Origin of the sequence: Mycolicibacterium thermoresistibile (genome assembly GCF_900187065.1) — a bacterium.
In the GTDB taxonomy this organism is placed as follows: Bacteria; Actinomycetota; Actinomycetes; order Mycobacteriales; family Mycobacteriaceae; genus Mycobacterium; species Mycobacterium thermoresistibile.
Genome location: NZ_LT906483.1, coordinates 2,775,376 through 2,796,271 on the forward strand (window position 1 = coordinate 2,775,376; position 20,896 = coordinate 2,796,271).

21 protein-coding genes are annotated in these 20,896 nt (G+C 68.5%); 12 read left to right on the forward strand and 9 right to left on the reverse strand.

The features are described 5' to 3' along the window. Nucleotides 1-4: 4 nt before the first annotated feature. Nucleotides 5-904: an acyl-CoA thioesterase gene (locus CKW28_RS13005; RefSeq protein WP_040546721.1), complete on the reverse strand. Its 900-nt coding sequence runs from the start codon at nt 902-904 to the stop codon at nt 5-7. 28 nt (nt 905-932) lie between these two features. Beyond that, on the reverse strand, nt 933-1,781 hold the full coding sequence (locus tag CKW28_RS13010) for an LLM class flavin-dependent oxidoreductase (RefSeq protein WP_003925485.1): 849 nt from the start codon (nt 1,779-1,781) through the stop codon (nt 933-935). Between the two features lie 47 nt (nt 1,782-1,828). Here CKW28_RS13010 and CKW28_RS13015 point away from each other — a divergent pair, with 47 nt between their 5' ends. The 4 genes from CKW28_RS13015 to CKW28_RS13030 all read left to right on the forward strand — a co-directional run bounded on the left by CKW28_RS13015 (nt 1,829) and on the right by CKW28_RS13030 (nt 6,232). After that, nucleotides 1,829-2,470, forward strand: a complete 642-nt coding sequence (locus CKW28_RS13015) for a TetR/AcrR family transcriptional regulator (RefSeq protein WP_003925486.1) — start codon at nt 1,829-1,831, stop codon at nt 2,468-2,470. Between the two features lie 101 nt (nt 2,471-2,571). Beyond that, a complete protein-coding gene (locus CKW28_RS13020) occupies nt 2,572-3,804 on the forward strand; it encodes an amidohydrolase family protein (protein WP_003925487.1) in 1,233 nt (410 codons plus the stop codon). A 2-nt stretch (nt 3,805-3,806) separates the two neighbouring features. Continuing rightward, nucleotides 3,807-4,967, forward strand: coding sequence for an acyl-CoA dehydrogenase family protein (locus tag CKW28_RS13025; RefSeq protein ID WP_003925488.1), 1,161 nt, complete (start codon nt 3,807-3,809; stop codon nt 4,965-4,967). Continuing rightward, the gene (locus CKW28_RS13030; RefSeq protein WP_003925489.1) at nt 4,964-6,232 is read left to right on the forward strand and encodes an acyl-CoA dehydrogenase family protein; all 1,269 of its coding nucleotides are present in this window, start codon (nt 4,964-4,966) and stop codon (nt 6,230-6,232) included. Before CKW28_RS13025 ends, CKW28_RS13030 begins: the two co-directional genes overlap by 4 nt. Nucleotides 6,233-6,244: 12 nt before the next feature. Here CKW28_RS13030 and CKW28_RS13035 read toward each other — a convergent pair whose 3' ends face one another. From CKW28_RS13035 to CKW28_RS13040, 3 genes are all read right to left on the reverse strand, one after another. Further along, entirely contained in the window at nt 6,245-7,261 is a 1,017-nt protein-coding gene (locus CKW28_RS13035; protein WP_003925490.1) for an Rv2578c family radical SAM protein, read from the reverse strand. Nucleotides 7,262-7,437: 176 nt separating this feature from the next. Next, the gene (locus CKW28_RS24315) at nt 7,438-7,566 is read right to left on the reverse strand and encodes a hypothetical protein (RefSeq protein ID WP_003925491.1); all 129 of its coding nucleotides are present in this window, start codon (nt 7,564-7,566) and stop codon (nt 7,438-7,440) included. Between the two features lie 161 nt (nt 7,567-7,727). After that, nucleotides 7,728-8,672: a helix-turn-helix domain-containing protein gene (locus tag CKW28_RS13040; protein WP_003925492.1), complete on the reverse strand. Its 945-nt coding sequence runs from the start codon at nt 8,670-8,672 to the stop codon at nt 7,728-7,730. Between the two features lie 89 nt (nt 8,673-8,761). On the opposite strand from CKW28_RS13040, the gene CKW28_RS13045 reads away from it, so the two are divergent. Beyond that, nucleotides 8,762-10,474 carry a thiamine pyrophosphate-binding protein gene (locus tag CKW28_RS13045; protein ID WP_003925493.1) on the forward strand — a complete coding sequence of 571 codons (1,713 nt, stop codon included), beginning with the start codon at nt 8,762-8,764 and terminating at the stop codon, nt 10,472-10,474. A gap of 7 nt (nt 10,475-10,481) precedes the next feature. On the opposite strand, the gene CKW28_RS13050 is transcribed toward CKW28_RS13045, so the two are convergent. Next, on the reverse strand, nt 10,482-10,904 hold the full coding sequence (locus CKW28_RS13050; RefSeq protein ID WP_003925494.1) for an Rv2576c family protein: 423 nt from the start codon (nt 10,902-10,904) through the stop codon (nt 10,482-10,484). A 231-nt stretch (nt 10,905-11,135) separates the two neighbouring features. On the opposite strand from CKW28_RS13050, the gene urtA reads away from it, so the two are divergent. The 5 genes from urtA to urtE are packed head-to-tail and all read left to right on the forward strand — an operon-like array spanning nt 11,136 to nt 15,906. After that, nucleotides 11,136-12,401 (forward strand): urea ABC transporter substrate-binding protein, encoded by a 1,266-nt coding sequence (gene urtA, locus CKW28_RS13055; protein ID WP_061252289.1) that lies wholly within the window; start codon nt 11,136-11,138, stop codon nt 12,399-12,401. 4 nt (nt 12,402-12,405) lie between these two features. Beyond that, nucleotides 12,406-13,290 carry an urea ABC transporter permease subunit UrtB gene (urtB, locus tag CKW28_RS13060; RefSeq protein WP_003924344.1) on the forward strand — a complete coding sequence of 295 codons (885 nt, stop codon included), beginning with the start codon at nt 12,406-12,408 and terminating at the stop codon, nt 13,288-13,290. A gap of 20 nt (nt 13,291-13,310) precedes the next feature. Further along, nucleotides 13,311-14,417, forward strand: coding sequence for an urea ABC transporter permease subunit UrtC (gene urtC, locus CKW28_RS13065; protein ID WP_040546215.1), 1,107 nt, complete (start codon nt 13,311-13,313; stop codon nt 14,415-14,417). After that, nucleotides 14,414-15,214: an urea ABC transporter ATP-binding protein UrtD gene (gene urtD, locus CKW28_RS13070; protein ID WP_003924342.1), complete on the forward strand. Its 801-nt coding sequence runs from the start codon at nt 14,414-14,416 to the stop codon at nt 15,212-15,214. Before urtC ends, urtD begins: the two co-directional genes overlap by 4 nt. After that, complete coding sequence (urtE, locus tag CKW28_RS13075) at nt 15,214-15,906, forward strand: urea ABC transporter ATP-binding subunit UrtE (RefSeq protein ID WP_003924341.1); 693 nt, start codon at nt 15,214-15,216, stop codon at nt 15,904-15,906. Before urtD ends, urtE begins: the two co-directional genes overlap by 1 nt. Before the next feature lie 92 nt (nt 15,907-15,998). Here the strand turns inward: urtE and hisS are convergent, their stop codons facing one another. Together hisS and CKW28_RS13085 are read right to left on the reverse strand one after the other, a co-directional pair. Next, complete coding sequence (hisS, locus tag CKW28_RS13080; RefSeq protein ID WP_003924340.1) at nt 15,999-17,258, reverse strand: histidine--tRNA ligase; 1,260 nt, start codon at nt 17,256-17,258, stop codon at nt 15,999-16,001. A gap of 36 nt (nt 17,259-17,294) precedes the next feature. Next, nucleotides 17,295-17,960 carry an MBL fold metallo-hydrolase gene (locus CKW28_RS13085; RefSeq protein WP_003924339.1) on the reverse strand — a complete coding sequence of 222 codons (666 nt, stop codon included), beginning with the start codon at nt 17,958-17,960 and terminating at the stop codon, nt 17,295-17,297. A gap of 108 nt (nt 17,961-18,068) precedes the next feature. Here CKW28_RS13085 and CKW28_RS13090 point away from each other — a divergent pair, with 108 nt between their 5' ends. Both CKW28_RS13090 and CKW28_RS13095 read left to right on the forward strand, forming a co-directional pair. Further along, a complete protein-coding gene (locus CKW28_RS13090) occupies nt 18,069-18,965 on the forward strand; it encodes a peptidylprolyl isomerase (protein ID WP_003924337.1) in 897 nt (298 codons plus the stop codon). A gap of 83 nt (nt 18,966-19,048) precedes the next feature. Further along, nucleotides 19,049-19,642, forward strand: a complete 594-nt coding sequence (locus CKW28_RS13095) for a TetR/AcrR family transcriptional regulator (RefSeq protein WP_110844378.1) — start codon at nt 19,049-19,051, stop codon at nt 19,640-19,642. Here CKW28_RS13095 and CKW28_RS13100 read toward each other — a convergent pair. Beyond that, entirely contained in the window at nt 19,639-20,811 is a 1,173-nt protein-coding gene (locus CKW28_RS13100) for a PucR family transcriptional regulator (RefSeq protein ID WP_162292334.1), read from the reverse strand. The genes CKW28_RS13095 and CKW28_RS13100 overlap by 4 nt on opposite strands. Nucleotides 20,812-20,896 lie beyond the last annotated feature (85 nt).

Genomic DNA, 20,896 nt, shown 5'->3' on the forward strand with positions numbered 1-20,896 from the left:
CGGGCTACAACCGGGCCTGCTCCTTGATCGCGGCGTCGATCTTGCGCAGCGGCCGGATCAGCGCATCCTGGGTGAAGGACGCGATCAGCTCGCCGGCCTCAGTGTGCACGGTGCCGCGGACATAGGACATCCCGGCGCCCACCTGGGTGCTCTCATGGCTGTAGAGCAGCCAGCCGTCCCAGCCGGCCGGTTCGTGGAAACTCACCGAGATCGTCATCGGCGCGGTGGACACCGTCACATGCGATTGGGCGGTGCCGATCCCGTCGTGAGCGCGCATCGTCGTCGAAATACCGAGGTGGCCGGTGAAATACGCCAGCAGCGCCTTGGCCAGATCGCTCCGCTGCGGCACCGGGTCATAGTGCAACCAGGCGTGGATCTCCGGCGGGCCGACCTCGTCGGGACTGTTCACGTCGACGATGTCGACGAGTTTGACCTGACGGCCCACCATCGGCATGTCGCAGACATTGGCCTCGTCCGGGCCGACGACCTGCGGGCGCGGCAGATGATGCCGGATGACGTCCTCACTCGGCACATCGGCCAGCACGGTGACGGTGACGCACCGCTTGCCGTTCTGCGAAGCGGTCACCACCGCGGTGGTCGTGGACCGGCCCTCGCTGATGACGTCGATGTCGAATTCGATCGGCGGGCCGACCAGCACGACCCGGGCGAAGACCGCGTACGCCGAGCGGATCGACTTGTCCCCGAAGCGTTTCGCCGCCGCCACGAGCGCCGCCGACAGCACCTGGGAGCCCTCCACCACCTGCCGCTCGTCGGTGCCGGCGATACCGGACGGCGCGGTGAACCGGTTCTCCCCGGCGGGTTCCACGTCGAACAGGTCGAGCAGCATCTGCAGTGTCCACTCCGTACGCTGCGTGGTGGACTCCTCAGTGGAATGTGTTGTCATGCTTGTCCTTTCAGATCGTGTGGACTGTTCAGCGGGCCCGGATCACGGTGTCGGCGAATTCGGCGAGCGTCTGCGGTTGCGCGAAGTCGGCGAACCAGACGTAGAAGCGTTCGACTCCCTGCGCCGCCAGCGCGCCGAAGTGGTCGGCCAGCTCAGCGGCGTCACCGCACCTCAGCCCGTCACCGAGGTGGCCGAACCGGCGCCGGCTGACCTCGGTGACCGCGTCGCGGTCGGCGTCCTCGCCGACGAACCCGACCATCTGCTGCACCGACGCGCGCGCCGAACCGATGGTGGGCAACAACTCGGGCAACCGGTCGAGTTGATGTGACGGGACATTCCACCAGTGCGCGTACTGCCGAACCAGCTCCATGGTGCGTTTGCCGGTTCCGCCGAGCACCAACGGGATCGGGTGTTCGGGGACGGGCTGCTGGACGAGGTCGTCGTGGTCGTCGGCGCCCCAGTATCGGGGCAGCAGTTCCAGTGTGCGGGCCAGCCGGCGCACCCGCGCCGGGGCGTCGTGGCCGTCATCGATGCCGAACCGGTCGAACTCCTGGGGCCAGGAACCCCAGCCCAGCCCGAGTTCGAACCGGCCGCCGGTGGCCGCGGCAAGCGTGACCGCCTGCTTGGCCAGCACCGCCGGGTGCCGGAAGGCGTCGCACAGCACCAGATGGCCGATCCGCAACCGCTCGGTGTGCGCGGCCACCCACGTGGCGACCGTCATGGCCTCCCAGATCCCCTGGTGGGTGGCGCCGGGCGCCTCCAGATGGTCGATGAACGCGATCCCGTCGAAACCGCTCGTCTCGGCGACCCGCGCCCGCTCGACGATCTCGGCGAGACGGAACCGCACCTGCGGCAGGAAGAGGAACCATTCGGCCACGAGGCAACACCTTAACGCCGATCTTCACAAACGGTAACGTCATTCTCATGGCGAATCCGACCAGCGCCGACACCGAGTCGCGGGCCGACCGGTTCCTGCGTTCGGCGCTGACGATCCTGGGCGAGACCGGCCGCACCGACTTCACCGTGCTCGAGGTCGTGGAACGCTCGAAAACCTCGCTGCGGTCCTTCTACCAGCACTTCTCGACGAAAGACGAGTTGCTGCTGGCACTGATCGACACCATCATGGCGGAGTCCGCCGCCCGCTGGCGGGCCGAACTCGAGGGGCTGCCCGCGGCGCAGGCGCTGCGCACGCTGATCGAACGGATCTGCACCCCGGCCGGATCCAGCAGGCAGGACTACATCAACCGCGGTCTGACCTCGTACAACGACCGGCTGGCCGACACCCTGCCACGCGAATACGCCCGGGTGCTGGCACCGCTGCACCAGCTCATCGTCGACATCCTGCGCCGCGGAGTGGCCGAGGGCGCCTTCCGGGGTCCCGGCGAGACCGCCCCCGACGGCGGCGTCGACGCCGACCTCGACGCCGTGGCCGCCCTGATCATGCAGACTGCGCTGGGTGCGATGCGGTTGCGTGCCCTGGGCGCCGAACTCGGCGGCGCCCCGATCGACGCCGAGCTGATCTACACGTTCTGCCTGCACGGTCTGGCCCGGACCACCGATTCCTGAACCCGGTCCGTCGAACATGACTTGCCTCAGGATCGTTTTCCCTGCTACACAAGTGGTAACGTCATTACCGAATGCGGAAATCCCACTCTCAGGAGGCGAACATGCCGTCACGCGAGCTTCCCTACCCGGTGTTCGATGCCGACAACCACTTCTACGAGCCCCAGGAAGCGCTGACCAAGTTCCTTCCGGAGCACCGCAAGGGCGTCATCGATTACATCGACGTGCGGGGACGCACCAAGATCGTGGTGCGCAACCAGATCAGCGACTACATCCCGAACCCCACCTTCGAGGTGGTGGCGCGCCCCGGCGCCCAGGAGGAGTACTTCAAGTACGGCAGCGGCGGCAAGAGCTTCCGTGAGGTGATGGGCAAGCCGATGAAGGCCATCCCGGCCTTCCGCGACCCCGAGGCACGCCTGGAGGTCCTCGACGGCCTCGGCCTGGACTACACGATCATGTTCCCGACGCTGGCCAGCCTCGTCGAGGAACGGATGAAGGACGATCCGGACCTGATCCTCGACGTCATCCACGCGCTGAACCAGTGGATGTACGAGACCTGGCAGTTCGATTACGAGGGTCGCATCCTGTCCACCCCGGTGATCAACCTGTCGGTGGTCGACCGTGCGCTCGAGGAACTCGAATGGTGTCTCGAGCGCGGCGCCAAGACGATCCTGGTCCGGCCTGCGCCGGTGCCCGGCTACCGCGGCACCCGGTCGCTCGGCCTGCCGGAGTTCGACCCGTTCTGGGACGCCTGCGTCAAAGCCGGCATCCCGGTGTGCATGCACGCCTCGGACAGCGGTTACGCCCAGTACCTCAACGACTGGGAACCCGCAGACGAGTTCCTGCCGTTCCGGCCCACCGCGTTCCGGATGGTGGCGATGGGCAAGCGTCCGATCGAGGACACCATGGCCGCGTTGGTCTGCCACGGCGCGCTGTCGCGCAACCCGGATCTGCGCATCCTCTCGGTCGAGAACGGCGCGTCCTGGGTGCCGTACCTCTTCTACCAGTTCAAGGACGTCTACAAGAAGATGCCGCAGGAGTTCGCCGAGGACCCCATCGAGGCGTTCAAACGGTGCGTGTACGTCGCCCCGTTCTGGGAGGACAACTTCAAGGAGATCGCCGACCTCATCGGCATCGACCGGGTGATCTTCGGTTCGGACTGGCCGCACCCGGAGGGGCTGGCCGACCCGATCCGGCTGGTCGATGAACTCGAGGAGCACGGCCTCGATGACGAGGGTATCCGGAAAGTCATGGGCGCCAACCTGATCGAACTGTTCGGGGTGGAGAACAAGAAGGTGCACAACCCGAACGTGCCCGCGCTGGAAATCCCCGCCTGACCATGACCGACGTCGCATCCCCGGAGCGGCTGCTCTTCGCATCGACCGCACAGTCCTTCCTGGAGAAGGAAGCGTCCCTGACGCGGGTACGCGAACTCCACGACGACGGCGTCTCCTTCGACGCCGACTGGTGGCGCCGCGCCGCCGAACTCGGCTGGGCCAGCCTGCTGGTTCCCGAGGAACTCGGCGGCGGCAGCGTGTCGGGCGGCCCCGCCGGTGGTGTGGCCGATCTGGCGCTGATCGCCGAGCAGGCCGGCCGGTCGGTCGCCCCGGGACCGTTGCACCCGGTGAGCACCGTGCTGGCCGGCCTGGCCGAGGCGCCCGACCGACACACGGACGCCATCGAGGCGCTGATGTCCGGTGAGGCGGTCGCGTCGTGGGCAATCTACGCCCCGGGCCGGTCGTTCGACCCGCTCAACCCCGGCGTCACCGCCACCCCCACCGACTCCGGATTCCGGCTCGACGGTGTGTCCGACCGGGTCGAGGCCGGTGACCGCTGCGATCTGCTGTTGGTGACGGCCCACTGTGACGGTGCCGTCCGCCAGTTCCTGGTCCCGACCGACACGACGGGTGTCACGCTGACCCCGCAACAGTCGATCGACCTGGTGAAGAGGTACGCTGCAGTGACTTTCGACGGGGTGACGGTCGATGCGGCGGCCGCCGTCGGCACCGCCGAGCAGACCCCCGCGGTGATCGCCCGCCAGACCCGGATCGCGCAGATCCTGCAGTGCGCCGAGCTCGTCGGGGTGCTCGACACGGTGATCGGATTCACCATCCAGTGGGCGTTCGACCGGTATTCGTTCGGCCGTCCGCTGGCGTCGTACCAGGCGCTCAAGCACCGGTACGCGGATCTGAAGATCAAGCTCGAGGCCTGCCGCGCGACCGCCGCCGCCGCGGTCAAGGCGGTCGGAACCCGTTCCGCAGACGCGGATTTCGCTGTGAGTGTGGCGAAGTCCTATATCGGTGAGAACGCGCCGGCCATGATTCAGGACTGCGTGCAACTGCACGGCGGCATCGGGGTCACCTGGGAACACGATCTGCATCTGTTCCTGCGCCGCGCGATGCTGTACCGGTCGATGTTCGGCACGCCCGAGGAACACAACGTGCGCGTCTACACCCTGACCAAGGAAGCCGGCAGCAAGGAAGTGGAATCGGCGTCATGACGGAGACCACGACGACGTCCCAGGGCCGCCCGGCCGAAATCACCGAGACGGTCGAGGAGTTCGCGGCCCGGGCCCGGGCCTGGCTGGCCGAGAGCATGCCCCGCATCGATCCGGACAACCCGCCCAACGCCGACCGCGGCGAGGAGGAACCGTGGCTTCGGGCGCGGGAACTGCAGAAGCGGTTGTACGAGGGCGGTTTCGCCGGCATCTGTTTCCCGCGCGAATACGGCGGGCTGGGCCTGCCCTATGAGTACCAGAAGGCGTTCGACGCCGAGACGGCCGAATACGAACTGCCGCTCATCCTCAACACCCCGACGTTCACGATCTGCTGCGCCACCATCCTCGACACCGGCAGCGAGCAGCAGAAGCGCAAGCACATCTCGGCGGCGATCCGCGGCGACGAGGTGCTCGTGCAGTTGCTCTCCGAGCCGAGCGGCGGATCCGATCTGGCCGGGGTCATCACCCGCGCCGACCGGCGCGGCGACAAATGGGTGATCAACGGCGCGAAGACCTGGAGCACAAGCGCTTTCGCGGCCGACTACGGTCTGCTGCTGGCCCGCACCAACTGGGACGTCCCCAAGCACGAGGGGCTGACCATGTTCCTGGTCCCGCTGGATGCGCCCGGCATCACCATGCGCCGGATCAAACAGGTCGACGGCGGCAACGAGTTCTGCGAGGAGTTCTTCGACAATGTCGAGGTCGGCGACGACGCCGTCGTCGGTGAGGTCGACAAGGGCTGGGAAGTCGCCTCCCGGCAGCTCTACCACGAACGGCGCGCGGTCGGCGGTGGTTCGGAATTCGCCAGCGGGATCGGCGCGGAGGGCAGCACCGATCAGCCGGTGGATTACGTCGCGCTGTTGGCGGCGACCGGCCAGTCCGACAGTCTGCGGGCCCAGGAGCTGGCCGGGCGGGCGCTGGTGCACCGGGCCGTGCAGGACCAGCTCGTCGAGCACGTGTACCACGCCGTGAACGACGGCACCCTGCCCCCGGCGGGCGGTTCGATCATCCGGGTCACCCACGCCGAGCACATCCAGGTGGAGGTCGACACCGCGCTGGCGCTGGCCGGGTCCGGCGGGGTGGTCGACGACAGCCGAGATCTGTTCCGGTTCGGTGAACGCTATCTGTCCCGACAGGCAGCCGCCCTGGGTGGCGGCACCACCGAGATCGCCCGCAACATCATCGCCGAACGCATCCTCGGTTTCCCGCGGGAGCCCGCGGCCGACCGGGGGATGCCGTTCAAGGACGTCAAACGCAACCGCGGTTAACCGTCCACCGGCTCAGTCGAACAGCGACGGCTGCACGGGTTCGGCCGGCTCCGCTGCGCGCGGCCGCGCCGGCAGCGGGCGTTCCCGGCGGTTCAGCCGGTGTTTCGCGATGAGCGGGACCACCCGGTCCTGTAGCTCCTCGCGGTAGCACGCCGGCAGATAGGCGCCGCGCCGATACAGCTGCCGGTATGGGGTGACGAGCTGCGGATGGGTCCGGGCCAGCCAGTTCATGAACCAGCCGCGGGTCGAGCCCCGCAGATGCAGGGCGAACACCGTCACCCCGGTGGCCCCGGCCGCGGCGATCCGGCCGAGCAGATCGTCGAGATGGTCGGTGGAGTCGGTCAGATACGGCAGCACCGGCGCCACCATGACGTGACAGTCCAGCCCGGCCTCGCGGATCGACGAGATGAGCGCGAGCCTGGCCTCGGGTGTGGGTGTCCCGGGTTCGACGGAGCGGTGCAGATCCGCGTCCCCGACCGCCAGTGAGACCGCGACGCTGACCGGAACCTGTTGTGCCGCATCGCGTATCAGCGGTAGATCGCGGCGAAGCAGGGTGCCCTTGGTCAGGATCGAGAACGGGGTGTGGGAATCGGCGAGCGCCCGGATGATGTCGGGCATCAACGCGTACCGGCCTTCGGCGCGTTGATACGGGTCGGTGTTGGTGCCGAGCGCGACGGTTTCCCGCGTCCAGGACGGGCGGCGCAGCTCCCGGCGCAACACGTCGGCAACGTTGACCTTCACCACGACCTGGGTGTCGAAATCGGTGCCGCAGTCCAGGTCGAGGTATTCGTGGGTGGGCCGGGCGAAACAGTACCGGCAGGCGTGTGAACAGCCCCGATAGCCGTTGACCGTGTAGCGGAACGGCAGCATGGCGGCGTTGGGAACCTTGTTGAGTGCCGATTTGCACAGGACCTCGTGAAACGTGATGCCGTCGAACTGCGGTGTCCGCACGCTGCGGACCAGGCCAACCCGTTGCAGCCCGGGCAACGCGCCGTCATCGATCGCGACGCTCTGACTCGCCCACCGCATACCACATTCGAACATATTTTCGATATCGAGGTCAAGTGGGGCGGCCGCTCTTGTGGACCACGTTCATCGGGCCGCCTTGATCGGGGCGCCCTTGATCGAACCGGGGTGCCGGCCAAATGCCTGTGGGCCAGCGATCTCGCTGGCCCACAGGCTATCTGGTCACTCCGATGGTCAAACTACTTCTCCCGCCGGCGGTGCTTCTCGGGTGCATCCGAGAAGGTCGGGTTCTGCACCGGGGTGTTGTCGTGCGCACGCTCAACGTGCTCGGCGACCACGGGGTGCGAAAACAGATCGGTGTACTGCAATGGAAGACCTCACATAAACATCATTCGGGCGAGTTGCCCGGAAAACACCGTTCGACGAACGGTACGAACCCATCCTACGCCTGTGCGTCCCGATGCGCTCGCTCGCGACGGCCTATGCGAGTCGATAGACGGCTGATAATTCTGCGAAGTCTCACCCCGCCTCACCGGGACTCAGGACGCAGGACGCGCCGATCGTCCGGAACCCGTCCGTGCAGCGTCTCGGTGAGCCGGCCCGCCACGGAAGCCACCCGGCGCCCCAGATCATCGACGCGTCGTCCGGTGAGCGGTTCGGGCGCGTCGACCAGGCAGAGCACCAACGCCGGCACCGCCTCGGCGGTGAACACCGCGGCGTTGATCGAGATGGGCTGATAGCGCCGCTTCGGCTCGATCTCGCCGATCAGCACATCGACGGTGGGTCGCCCGGCCACTGTTCGCAGGGTGACCGTCTGCCGGCCCCTGCCCAGCGGCCCGCCGTCGCCCCTGACCTCCGCCACCGCGTCGGCCAACCGCCGCTCCTGCTGATCGAGGCATTCCACGGCGAAACCGCGCTTCCGGACGAGCTCCAGCACCGGTCCGTACGCGGCCTCCACCGCGTCGGGGTCGACACCGAATTCCTCCGCCCCCGCGCGATACCACTGCCATCGTGCGTCCTCGGAAAACCACGCCGCCACAACGGAACCCAACGGCGGGATGATCTGCACCCGGTCCCCCAACCGCAGGCCGAGCGTGCCGCGGCGACCACCGGCCGGCTGCACGATCTCCGACACCACGAGGTCGGCGCCGGAGGGCACGAAGGCCACACACGCCATATCGGCGGTGTCGGCGAGTTCCTGCATGCCCGGCCGGGCGAGGTCCAGCACGTCGAGAGCGGCCGCGGCGGCGGCGCCGATCGGCACCAGCGCGGGGCCGAGTTGGTAGGTCTTGCGGGTCGGGTGGCGGACCAGCCAGCCGGCCTCGGTCAACGCCACCACCATCGGATAACACGTCGCCTTGGCGACGCCCAGGTGGCGAGCGATGTCAGCGAGGCTGCGCCCGGTGCGGGGCTGACTGCGCAGCAGTTCGACCAACGAGACGATGCGCTCGGTCTGCGGTGAAGGACGGGCCATATGTTTGCACTATGCCACTCTTGCGATGGTATATGTAACCACATAACCTGACTTATGAGGTCTGTATCACGATTGCGGCGGAGGTTGCGGTGACAGTCAACGGCGGCGAACTACTCGCCCGGGCGTTGTCCGACGGCGGTATCACCGAGGTGTTCACCCTGCACGGCGGGCATCTCGACGCGTTCTACGTGGCATGCGGAGATCACGGCATCCGCCTCACCGACACCCGCCATGAGTCCAGCGCCGGGCATGCAGCCGACGCATATGCCCGGCTGACCGGGAATGTGGGCGTCTGTGTGGTGACCTCCGGTCCCGGGTTCACCAACGCCTACACCGCGATCGTCAACGCCTACCTGGACCGCACCCCGACGCTGTTCATCGTCGGCGCACCGCCGCTGCGGGAGACCGAGACCAACCCCCTGCAGGGCGGCTTCGATCAGGTCGCGGCGGCCGAACCGGTCACCAAATGGGCGTACCGGCTCACCGAGGCCCGCCGCATTCCAGAGATCGTCGCGCTGGCCATCCGCAAAGCCACCTCCGGCGCCCCCGGGCCGGTGCTGCTCGAAGTGCCCATAGACGTGATGTTCGGCCAGACCGACGCGGCCGCCGTGCGCCGCCCGGCGACCGGCGCCGTCCCGAGCGCGCCGGCGCCGGACCGGGCCGCGGTGCAGCAGGCCCTCGATGTGCTGGCCGAGGCGAAGAACCCGGTGATCATCAGCGGCGGCGGGGTGGTGTTCGCCCGGGCCGCCGAGGAGCTGGTCTCCTTCGCCGAGACGGTCGGGGTGCCGGTGTTCTCTCCGGGCAAGTCCGACGGCGCGATCCCGGCCGGGCACCGGCTGGCCGCCGGCGGTCTGCTCGCGCTCGGCGCTCTGCCGATGCTCGGCGCCCCCACCCCCGACGTGGTGTTGCTGCTGGGCGCGCGGACCGGGATGTTCACTGGCGGACGCGCCAGCATGTTCCCCGGCGCCCGGATCATCCAGGTGGATCTGGACGCCGCCGAGATCGGCCGCATGCACGATGTGGCGGTGCCGATCGTGGCGGACTGTCGCGCCACCCTGGAGGCCCTCACCGCGGCCGCGGCCGAGCGCAGCTGGCCGGACTGGTCGGAGTGGGTCTCGGTGGCGACCGGTGCGCAGCGGTTCCACGAAGCGCTCTACACCGACGACACCACCGCCAGCGGCCGCATCCACCCCTACTTCGCGGCCAAGGCCGTCGTCGAATCATGCCCGCCCGGGACGATCTTCGTGCTGGACGGCGCGGAAGCCCCGGCGTGGGCGGAGTTCTTCGCACGCACCGAGATCCCCAGCGGTGTGCTGCGGCTGGGCTATCTGGGCGCGCTGGGGGTCGGACCGGGCTTCGCGATCGGCGCGGCCCGCGCCCACCCGGACGCCCCGGTGGTGCTCATCACCGGCGACGGCGCCGCCGGGTTCCATCCGCAGGAGTTCGACACCATGGCCCGGCACGGCATGCCGGTGGTGACCGTGGTGTTCAACAACGCGGTGTGGGGCATGTCCATCCACGGCCAGCAGGCGGTGTACGGCGAGAAGTGCGCCGTGGTCACCGAACTGGCCGACAGCGCCTACGAGAAGGTCGCCGAGGCGTTCGGCGGCCACGGCGAACGGGTGCGCACCGCCGACGCCATTCCGGACGCGATGAGACGCGCGCTGTCCGCCGGCGTGCCGGCCTGCCTGAACCTGGAGATCGATCCCGCGGTGGTGCACCCGCTGACCACGATGATGCTCGGCGACGTCAAAGCCACCGACGAGATCGTCATCCCCTACTACGAGAACCTGCCGCGCTGACCCCGGCTCACCAGGGCTTCAGCGCACACAACGCGCTGGTGTCGCCGGCCTGCTCGACGACCACTTCACCGTCGATGGCGATCTCGCACCGCGGGGTCGCCGATCCGGTGTACCGCGCGGCCGCGCCCGCGCTGACATAGGCCCAGCTGGTGTCGTTCAGGGTGGTCTCGAAGACCCAGGGCGCGCCCGGCACGATCGTCACGCGCTCATTGCGCAGGTATGCGTTCGGGTCCGCGTCGTAGCTCGCCTGGCTGTCCGGTTCGGTCGCCAGGTAGTAGAGGCCGACGGTGGCCTCCTGACCCGTCGTGACGGTGTACCGAACCACCCGTCCGTCCTGCCCTTCCGGCTCGGCGCCGGCGATCGCGGGGCTGGACATGAGACCCGCGGCGACCAGTGCCGCCGCGCCGACCGTGGATGCCACTTTTCGCATATCCCTCACATCGAGCCATCATGCCGAATCGTTACCACCCGCGGCCACCCCCGGCCCGGACCAGACCGGCTGCGAACACGACCGCGCCCGCTACGCCGCCCGTAACGCCGCTGTCACACACAGACATTCCGAAGAAACACAGACGTCCTAACGTCCCGACTCGGCACAGCAGATTCGTCGCGAGTCGTCACGAGGTCAGGAGTAGGGACGTATATGCGCAGACATACGGGTATGCGGGGACCACGGCGTTCCCGGTTCAACACATCGGCACTGCGAGCGGGCGCGGTCGTGTTCGCCGCCGGTCTGGTCCTGGCCGGCTGCGGCAGCAGGGCCGGTGACGCGCCGTCCAGCGGGGCCGCCTCGTGCGTCGACACCTCCGGCCCGACGATCAAGGTCGGCTCGCTCAATTCGCTGTCGGGCACCATGGCGATCTCCGAGGTCACCGTCCGCGACGCGATCAAGCTGGCCGTCGACGAGATCAACGCCGACGGGGGCGTTCTGGGCAAACAGATCGAACTCATCGGCGAGGACGGGGCCTCCGAGCCGACGGTGTTCGCGGAGAAGGCCGAGAAGTTGATCAGCAGCGACTGTGTGGCCGCGGTGTTCGGCGGGTGGACCTCGTCGAGCCGCAAGGCGATGCTGCCGGTGTTCGAGAGCAACAACGCGCTGCTGTACTACCCGGTGCAGTACGAGGGGCTGGAATCCTCACCGAACATCTTCTACACCGGCGCCACCACGAACCAGCAGATCGTCCCGGCCCTGGACTACCTCAAGGAGCAGGGCGTGACATCGCTGTATCTGGTCGGCAGCGACTACGTGTTCCCGCAGACGGCCAACCGGATCATCAAAGCCTACGCCCCGGCCAACGGTATCGAGATCAAGGGTGAGGACTACACCCCGCTGGGGTCGACGGACTTCTCCACGATCGTCAACAAGATCCGCACCGCCGACGCCGACGCGGTGTTCAACACCCTCAACGGAGACTCCAATGTGGCGTTCTTCCGGGAGTACCGCAACGTCGGGCTGACCGCACAGGAGATGCCCGTGGTGTCGGTGTCGATCGCCGAGGAGGAGATCGGGGGCATCGGGGTGCAGAACATCGAGGGTCAGCTCACCGCCTGGAACTACTACCAGACCGTCGACAACCCGGTGAACAAGGCGTTCGTCCCCGCCTACAAGGACGAGTTCGGCGCCGCCAAGCCGACATCGGACCCGATGGAGGCCGCCTACGTCTCGGTGTATCTGTGGAAGAACACCGTCGAGAAGGCGAACTCGTTCGACGTCGACGCGATCCAGGAGAACGCCGACGGCGTGAGCTTCGACGCCCCGGAGGGCACCGTCACCATCGACGGCGAGACCCACCACATCACCAAGACCGCCCGCATCGGTGAGATCCGTCCCGACGGCCTGATCTACACCGTGTGGGAATCACCGGCCCCGATCGAACCGGACCCCTATCTGAAGTCCTATCCGTGGGCCGCCGGCCTGGCGAGCTGACCGGATGGACATCCTGATCGGACAGCTGGCGACGGGATTGAGCCTCGGCTCGATCCTGTTGCTGGCCGCGCTGGGTCTGGCGCTGACGTTCGGCCAGATGGGCGTCATCAACATGGCGCACGGGGAATTCATCATGGTGGGCTGTTACACCGCGTACGTGGTGCAGCAGATCGTCTCCGATGCCGGTGTGTCCCTGTTGGTTTCACTATTCGTCGGTTTCCTGGTCGGCGGGGCCATGGGCGCACTGCTGGAAGTCACCCTGATCCGCCGGATGTACCACCGTCCGCTGGACACCCTGCTGGTGACGTTCGGGGTCGGGCTGATCCTGCAGCAGGTCGCCCGCGACATCTTCGGCGCGCCCGCCGTGAACGTGCTGGCCCCGGCCTGGCTCGGCGGGGGCGTGGAGATCTTCGGCGCGGTGGTGCCCAAGACGCGGTTGTTCATCCTGGTACTGGCGGTGGTGTGCGTGGCGGCGCTGGCCGCGGTGCTGAAGTACAGCCCCGCCGGGCGACGGATCCGCGCGGTGGTACAGAACCGCGACCTCGCCGAGACCAGCGGCATCTCATCCCGAACCACCGACGTCACCACGTTTTTCATCGGATCGGGGCTGGCGGCGGTCGCCGGGGTGGCGTTGACGTTGATCGGGTCGACCAGCCCCACCATCGGGCAGAGCTATCTGATCGACGCGTTCCTGGTGGTGGTCGTCGGCGGCTTGGGCCAGATCAAGGGCACGGTGATCGCGGCGCTGGGGCTCGGGTTCCTCAACTCGTTCATCGAATACAGCACCACCGCGTCGCTGGCCAAGGTGATCGTGTTCGCGCTCATCGTGATCTTCCTGCAGGTCCGCCCGCAGGGGCTGTTCACCGTTCGGACAAGGAGTCTCGCGTGAGAACCGCTGTGCTCGACCGGATGCCGGGAGGGGTGCTGGGACGTTGGCAGACCTGGGCCGGGTTCGGGCTCGCCGCGCTGGTGCTGTTCGTCGTCGCACCGATGGTGTTGTCCGACTTCCGGCTCGGGCTGTTCGGCAAATTCCTGTGCTTCGCGATCGTCGCGGTGGGCATCGGGCTGGCCTGGGGCCGAGGCGGCATGCTGGTGCTCGGTCAGGGCGTGTTCTTCGGCATCGGCGGATACCTGATGGGCATGCACCTCAAGATCGCCGACGCGCAGATCTACGGCACCGGGGTGCCCGACTTCATGCAGATCGCCGGCGTGCGTGAGCTGCCCGGATACTGGGAGCCGTTCGCCTCCCCCGTCGTCACGCTCGCCGCGATCGTGGTGCTGCCGACCGGTATCGCCGCGGCGCTGGGATTCGGTGTGTTCAAACGCCGGGTGAAGGGCGCCTACTTCGCGATCCTGTCGCAGGCGCTGGCCGCGGCGCTGGCGATCTTCCTGGTCGGGCAGACCAGTCTGGGGGGAAGCAACGGCCTCAACAGGTTCCGCACCTTCTTCGGGTTCACCCTGAGTGACCCGGCCAACCGTCGGATGCTGTACTTCATCGCCGCGGCGACACTGCTCATCGTCGTCGCGGTGGCCCGGCAGCTGATGCAGAGCCGGTACGGCGAACTGCTCGTCGCGGTGCGCGACAACGAGGAACGGGTCCGGTTCCTGGGCTACGACCCGGCCAACGTCAAGGTGGTCGCCTACACCGTGGCGGCGCTGTTCGCCAGCATCGCCGGCGCGTTGTTCGCCCCGATCGTCGGCTTCATCGCGCCGTCGCAGGTGGGCATCCTGCCGTCGATCGCGTTCCTGATCGGGGTGGCGATCGGCGGACGCACCACCCTGCTCGGCCCGGTACTGGGGGCGATCGGCGTGGCATGGGCACAAACCCTGTTCTCCGAACGGTTTCCGTCGGAGTGGACCTACGCCCAGGGGCTGCTGTTCATCGTGGTGATCGGGTTCTTCCCGGCCGGGCTGGCCGGACTCGGAGCGCTGCGGTCCCGGCTGCGTCGTCGCGTCCCGGACCCGGCGGTGCCGGTGAAGCATGCGCAGGAGGTCAAAGTGGAGGCCGCGGTATGACCACGGCGGCTCGCGAACCGGTCGCCGGCGGCAACGCCGGGATGCGTGCCGAATACCTCGAGGTCCGCGGCCTGACGGTGGATTTCGACGGGTTCAAGGCGGTCAGCGGTGTCGACCTCACCCTGTTCCAGGGTGACCTGCGGTTCCTGATCGGCCCCAACGGCGCCGGCAAGACCACGGTGATCGACGCGATCACCGGGCTGGTGCCGGCCACCGGGTCGGTGAACAAGTCCGGGGTCGAACTGCTCGGCAAGAAGGTGCATCAGATCGCCCGGCTCGGCGTGGGCCGAACCTTCCAGACCGCCAGCGTGTTCGAGACGCTGACCGTGCTGCAGAACCTCGACATCGCCGCGGGAGCCGGCCGCTCGTGGCGGACCCTGCTGCGCCGCCGCGGCGCCGTGCTGCCGCAGATCACCGAGACGTTGCAGACCATCGGTCTGGCCGACCTGGCGGACGAGCCGGCCGGCACCCTGGCCCACGGGCAGAAGCAGTGGCTGGAGATCGGCATGCTGCTGGTGCAGAACGCCGACGTGCTGCTGTTGGACGAGCCGGTCGCCGGGATGAGCCACGAGGAGCGGGAGCAGACCGGAAACCTGTTGCGCCGCATCGGTGGTGAGCGCACCGTCGTCGTCGTCGAACACGATATGGACTTCATGCGCGCGTTCGCCACCTCGGTGACGGTGCTGGCCCGCGGGCAGGTGATCGCCGAGGGCACCGTCGAGGAGGTGCAGGCCAACCCGAAGGTGCAGGAGGTCTACCTCGGCACCGCCGCCGAACTGCCCGAGGAGGCGCACTGATGCTCGAACTCGTCGATGTGCGAACCGGATACGGCCGGTCGGAGGTGATCCACGGCGTCAGCCTCGAGGTGCCGCCCGACGGTGTGGCGGCGGTGATGGGGCACAACGGCGCCGGGAAGACCACCCTGCTGCGGGCCGCGGTCGGCCTGCTCAAGTGCACGTCGGGCCGGGTGTTCTTCGACGGGGCGGACGTCACCCGGCTGCGCCCCAGCGCCCGGGTGGCACGCGGGCTGGCGTATGTGCCGCAGGGTCAGCAGTCGTTCGGTCAGCTAACCACCGCGGAGAATCTGCAGGTGGTCGCCGACCGGCGGCGCGACGGCCGACGGCTGATCGATGAACAACTGGACCTGTTCCCCGGCTTGCGCGAGGTGTTGAACCGGCGTGCCGGACTGCTGTCCGGCGGGCAGCGTCAGCAACTCGCGATCGCCCGCGCGCTACTCACCCGGCCGAAGATGCTGATCCTCGATGAACCGACCGAGGGGATCCAACCGTCGGTGGTCGCCGAGATCGAGGCTGTCATCACCGAACTGACCGGCCGCGGCGGTCTGGGCGTGCTGCTGGTCGAGCAGCACATCGGGTTCGCGCTGCAGTCCGCGCAGCGGTACTGCGTGCTCGAATCGGGCCGGGTCACCGCCAGCGGAACCGGCGGTGCGGGCGCCGAGGCGATGGTCCGCACCGCGCTGACGATCTGACCGGGACCGTCGCGGGTCGCGAGCGTCCGAGAATGCACGCCCGCCGCGGCGTGTCGGGGTGCAAACACGCGCGCTCGCGGGTGGGTGGGCGGTCAGTTCAGGCGGGCGAGGATGTCGTCGAGGACCGCATCCATCGGCACGTCGACCTGTTCGCCGGAGGCCAGATCCTTGACACCGAACGTCCCGGCCTCGATGTCGCGGTCCCCCGCCACCACCGCCACCGCGGCGCCGGAACGGTCGGCCGCGCGCATGGCGCCCTTGAGCCCGCGATCGCCGTAGGCCATGTCCACCCGTATTCCGGCCGCGCGCAACTTCGCGGCCAGCACCGCCAGCTTCAGTTTGGCCTCAGCGCCGAGCGGGACACAGAACACCTGAACCCGGGCCGTCTCGCCCACCTGCTTGCCCTCGGCCTTCAGGGCCAGCATGGTGCGGTCCACGCCGAGCCCGAACCCGATGCCGGACACGTCCTGTCCGCCGAGCTGGCGCATCAACCCGTCGTAGCGGCCGCCGCCGCCGATGCCGGACTGCGCGCCGAGCCCGTCGTGGACGAACTCGAAGGTGGTCTTGGTGTAGTAGTCCAGCCCCCGCACCATGCGCGGGTTGATCACATACGGCACCTCGAGCGCATCCAGATATGCCAGCACCGTGTCGAAATGCTGCTTGGCGGAGTCGGACAGGTGGTCGAGCATCACCGGCGCGTCGGCGGTCATCTCCCGGACGTGCGGGCGCTTGTCGTCGAGCACCCGCAGCGGGTTGATCTGCGCGCGGCGCCGGGTCTCCTCGTCGAGGTCCAGCTTGAACAGGAACTCCTGCAACAACTCCCGATACTGCGGCCGGCAGGTCTCATCCCCCAGCGAGGTGATCTCCAGCCGGAAATCGGTCAGCCCCAGCGACCGGAAACCGGCGTCGGCGACCGCGATGACCTCGGCGTCCAGCGCCGGATCATCCACCCCGATCGCCTCCACCCCGACCTGCTGCAGTTGCCGGTAGCGGCCGGCCTGCGGCCGTTCGTAGCGGAAGAACGGCCCGGCGTAGCACAGCTTGACCGGCAGCGGCCCGCGGTCCAGTCCGTGCTCGATGACGGCCCGGATGACGCCGGCGGTGCCCTCGGGACGCAGTGTCACCGACCGGTCGCCCCGGTCGGCGAAGGTGTACATCTCCTTGGTGACCACATCGGTGGATTCGCCCACACCGCGGGCGAACAGTGCGGTGTCCTCGAAGATCGGCAGTTCGATGTGGCCGTAGCCGGCCCGGTGCGCGGCCCGCAGCAGACCGTCGCGCACCGCGACGAACTGGGCGGATTCCGGTGGAAGATAGTCGGGCACGCCCTTGGGCGCCTGAAATGACGACACGTCAGTCACGGATGTACACCTTCGCAGGGCAGAACTTCACAGGGGTAGACCTTCGAGGAAGGGGTTGGTGCGGCGCTCCTGTCCGATGGTGGAGGTGGCGCCGTGGCCGGGCAGCACCAGGGTGTCATCGTCGAGCACCATCAGTTTGTTCACGATCGAGGTGAGGAGATCACGCCCGCTGCCGCCGGGCAGATCGGTGCGGCCGACCGACTGCTTGAACAGGGTGTCGCCGGTGAACGCGACCTCGGTGGAGTCCCCCGCCACCCGGAACACCACCGAACCGCGGGTGTGGCCCGGCGTGTGGTCGACGGTCACCAGCAGCTCACCGAAGTTCAGCTGCTCCCCGTCGACGGCCAGTTCGATCACCTGCCTGGGTTCGGCGAACAGGGCGCCGAACAGCAGCTGCCCGATCCGGGGCCCGAAGCCCTTGATCGGGTCGGTGAGCATGAACCGGTCCTCGGGGTGGATGTAGGCCGGGCAGCCGTAGGTGTCGGCAACCTTCTGCGCCGACCAGATGTGGTCGACGTGGCCGTGGGTGAGCAGCACCGCGGCCGGGGTGAGCCGGTTCTCGTCCAGAATCCGCCGCAGCGGGCCCATCGCCCGCTGACCGGGGTCGATGACGATGGCGTCCGCACCGCGCCGCGGCGCCAGGACGTAGCAGTTGCACTGCAACATCCCCGCCGGGAAACCGGTGACCAACACGTTGACCAGTGTCCCATCGGCGAGGGTTCGAGGGTTGCGAGGGCCGGAATCGGCCGCGCCTGGCACACTCGTTGCCGACCGAGTGAGCACACGAGGAGGACTCCAGGGGTGCCGACCACCAACGCAGAGCGGCGCGAAGCGGCAAAACGCAAACTCGAGGAACAGCTCGCCCGGCGGGAGGCGAGGGCCCGCCGGAACCGGCTGCTGGCCGTCATCGGGTCGGTCGTCGCCGTGATCGCCCTGGTCGGCGCGGCGGTGTACGTGTTCGTGCTGGACCGCGACGACGCCGAGTCGGACACCACGGCGCAGTCCGAGACCCCCGACACCCAACTCGCCGGGCCGACACCGTTGCCGGCCGGCGGACCGGGCCAGCTGCCGGCCTTCAACCCGCCACCCGATCTGGGGGCCGACTGCCAGTACCCCGCCGCCGCGACACCGGCGAGCAAGGAGGTCAACCCGCCCCGCACCGGGAAGGTGCCGACCGATCCCGAGTGGGTCAGCGTCAGCATGAGCACCAACCAGGGCAATCTCGGGCTGTGGCTGGACAACGGCAAGGCGCCGTGCACCGTGAACAGCTTCGTGAGCCTGGCGCAGCAGGGCTACTTCGACGACACGACCTGCCACCGGCTCACCGCCACCCCGGCGTTGTCGGTGCTGCAGTGCGGTGACCCGACCGGCACCGGCGCCGGCGGGCCCGGCTATCAGTTCGGCAACGAGTATCCGACCAACCAGTACCCGCAGGGCGACCCGGCGCTGCAGGAGCCGGTGACCTACCCGCGCGGAGCGCTGGCGATGGCGCACTCCGCCGGCCAACACAACAACGGCAGCCAGTTCTTCCTGGTGTATCAGGACTCCCAGCTGCCGCCGGACTACACCGTGTTCGGCGTCATCGACGAGACCGGGCTGGAGACCCTGGACAAGATCGCCGCCGCCGGGATCGCCGGCAACGCGATGGACGGCGCCCCGGCCGAAGAGGTGCGGGTGACCAGCATCCTGATGGACTGAGGCCCGATCGGCTGAGCCGGGCACGCCGCGCCGCCTCTTGTTCGGGGGTCAACAGACGCGCGGCGTGCCCTAGACTCGGCGGCGTGCCCAGGAACAACCAGACGGTGCCCAAGGCCGAACGCGAGGCGGCCGTGCTCATGCGGGCCGTGGAACTGTTCAAGGCATACGGATACCGAGCGACCAGCATCGCCGCCGTCGCCAAGGCCGCGGGCCTCGCCCCGGCGGCCGTGCACTGGTACTTCCCCACCAAGGACGACCTCTTCGCCGCGGTGCTGCGGCACATGATCGGGGAGACACAACGGCGCATCGAGTCGGACCCCGACGTGGCCGGTGATCCCTATCTGGAGTTGACGACGTTCCTGGATCTGCTGGCCCCGTACCGCAGCCTGCACCGCGAGGCCTACGAACGGATGGACGACAGCGCCGCCCTGCACGCCGTGTACACCGAGACCCACGACTGGTTGCAGGAGCGCCTGATGGCCGTCGTCTCCCCCGAGCTCCCCGCAGACGTCGATCCGGCGCACGTGGTCGACGTCGCCAACTTCTTCTTCGAAGGGCTGCTGGTGAGCGTCCGCCGCGTCGACAAGCCGGCCGCGCATTACATCGACCTGGTGACGAGCGCGGTGGTCGGCGCGGCCGCTGCCCGGCCGCGAAGCGGTCAGCAGCATCCGGCCTAGCCGCTCGCGGTGGCGGACGGGCCGGACGCGCGGCGCGCCGAAAGCGCGATGCACACCACCGATCTGGCCAGCCCCTCGAAATCGTTCAGCTCCCAACCCGTCAACTGTGTCCAGCGGTCCAGCCGGTACGACACGGTGTTGGGATGCAGGTGCAGAACCCGCGCCGCCGCCGCGGTGGAGAAACCGTTGTGGGCGAAGGCGACGACCGCCTCACTGAGATGCGGGTGCTCGGAGGCGATCTCGGCTCCCCGGCCGAGATGATCGAGATGGTCGGCCGACGCGAGGACCGACGCCAAGAGCCAGTGCCGGCTGAACACGACGTCATGGCCCAGCACCGCGGCCAGCCCGGCGGCACGTCTGGCATCGCCGATCGACAGCGCCGCCCCCTGCAGGCCGTAGCGGGGCTCGCCGATTCCGAACACCCCGCCGGCGGCGTGCGGGCGGCACAGCTGCGTGACGACGCCGGTGCGGTCGTGCTGCTGGAGCACCACGAACATGCCGTCGTGCACGCCCGCGACGACCGGTCCCGCGTGGATCCGCAACCGCACGATCACCCGTTCCAGTCGATGGGGGTCGACAGAGGGCGTGAAGCCCACGGCCTGGAAGGTGCCACCGGTGTCCAGGCCCAGTCTGCCGGCCAGCACCAGAGTCTGGGCGCCGGCCGGATCGGCAGTGATGAGGTCGAGCAGTTGCGCCTGCAACCGCACCTCGTTGGCCAGCTGGCTCGTCGTCACGATCTGATGTCCGGTGGCGGCGGCGCCGCCGAGCTGATGCAGCCACCGCAGCAGCGACGGCGCGAGCGCGATGAGCTCCTGCGCCTGCTTCCCGTCGCACACCAGTCCGGCATACCGCTGCCACAGTTCCTGCAGCGGAAGCTCATACGCGCGCATCAGCGCCGAGATGTCGATCCCCTGCTCGGCCCTCCGCCGCCCCAGCCGTTCCGCGGTGATCAGGTCCGCCGGTCCGGGCCCGCGCATCTCGCGCAGACCGGTGAGGATCACCGACAGCTGATCCTGCACCGCCGCCCGATGGTCGTCGAGGGGGATCGCCGCGTAGGCCGGCAGCTCGGCACGGATGATCGCGGTCACCTGTGCGGCGATGTCCTCGAGCTCGTCGAGCATCGAGCTTGTCGCGGACCGGGCCCACCGGCTGTCCGCAGGCGACGACATGGGCATCAGTGTCACCCGGGCTCAGTGTTCGTGCAAGCCACGAACATCCGGCCGATGCGTCCGGTCACGGCGGCGCAGCCCGCTG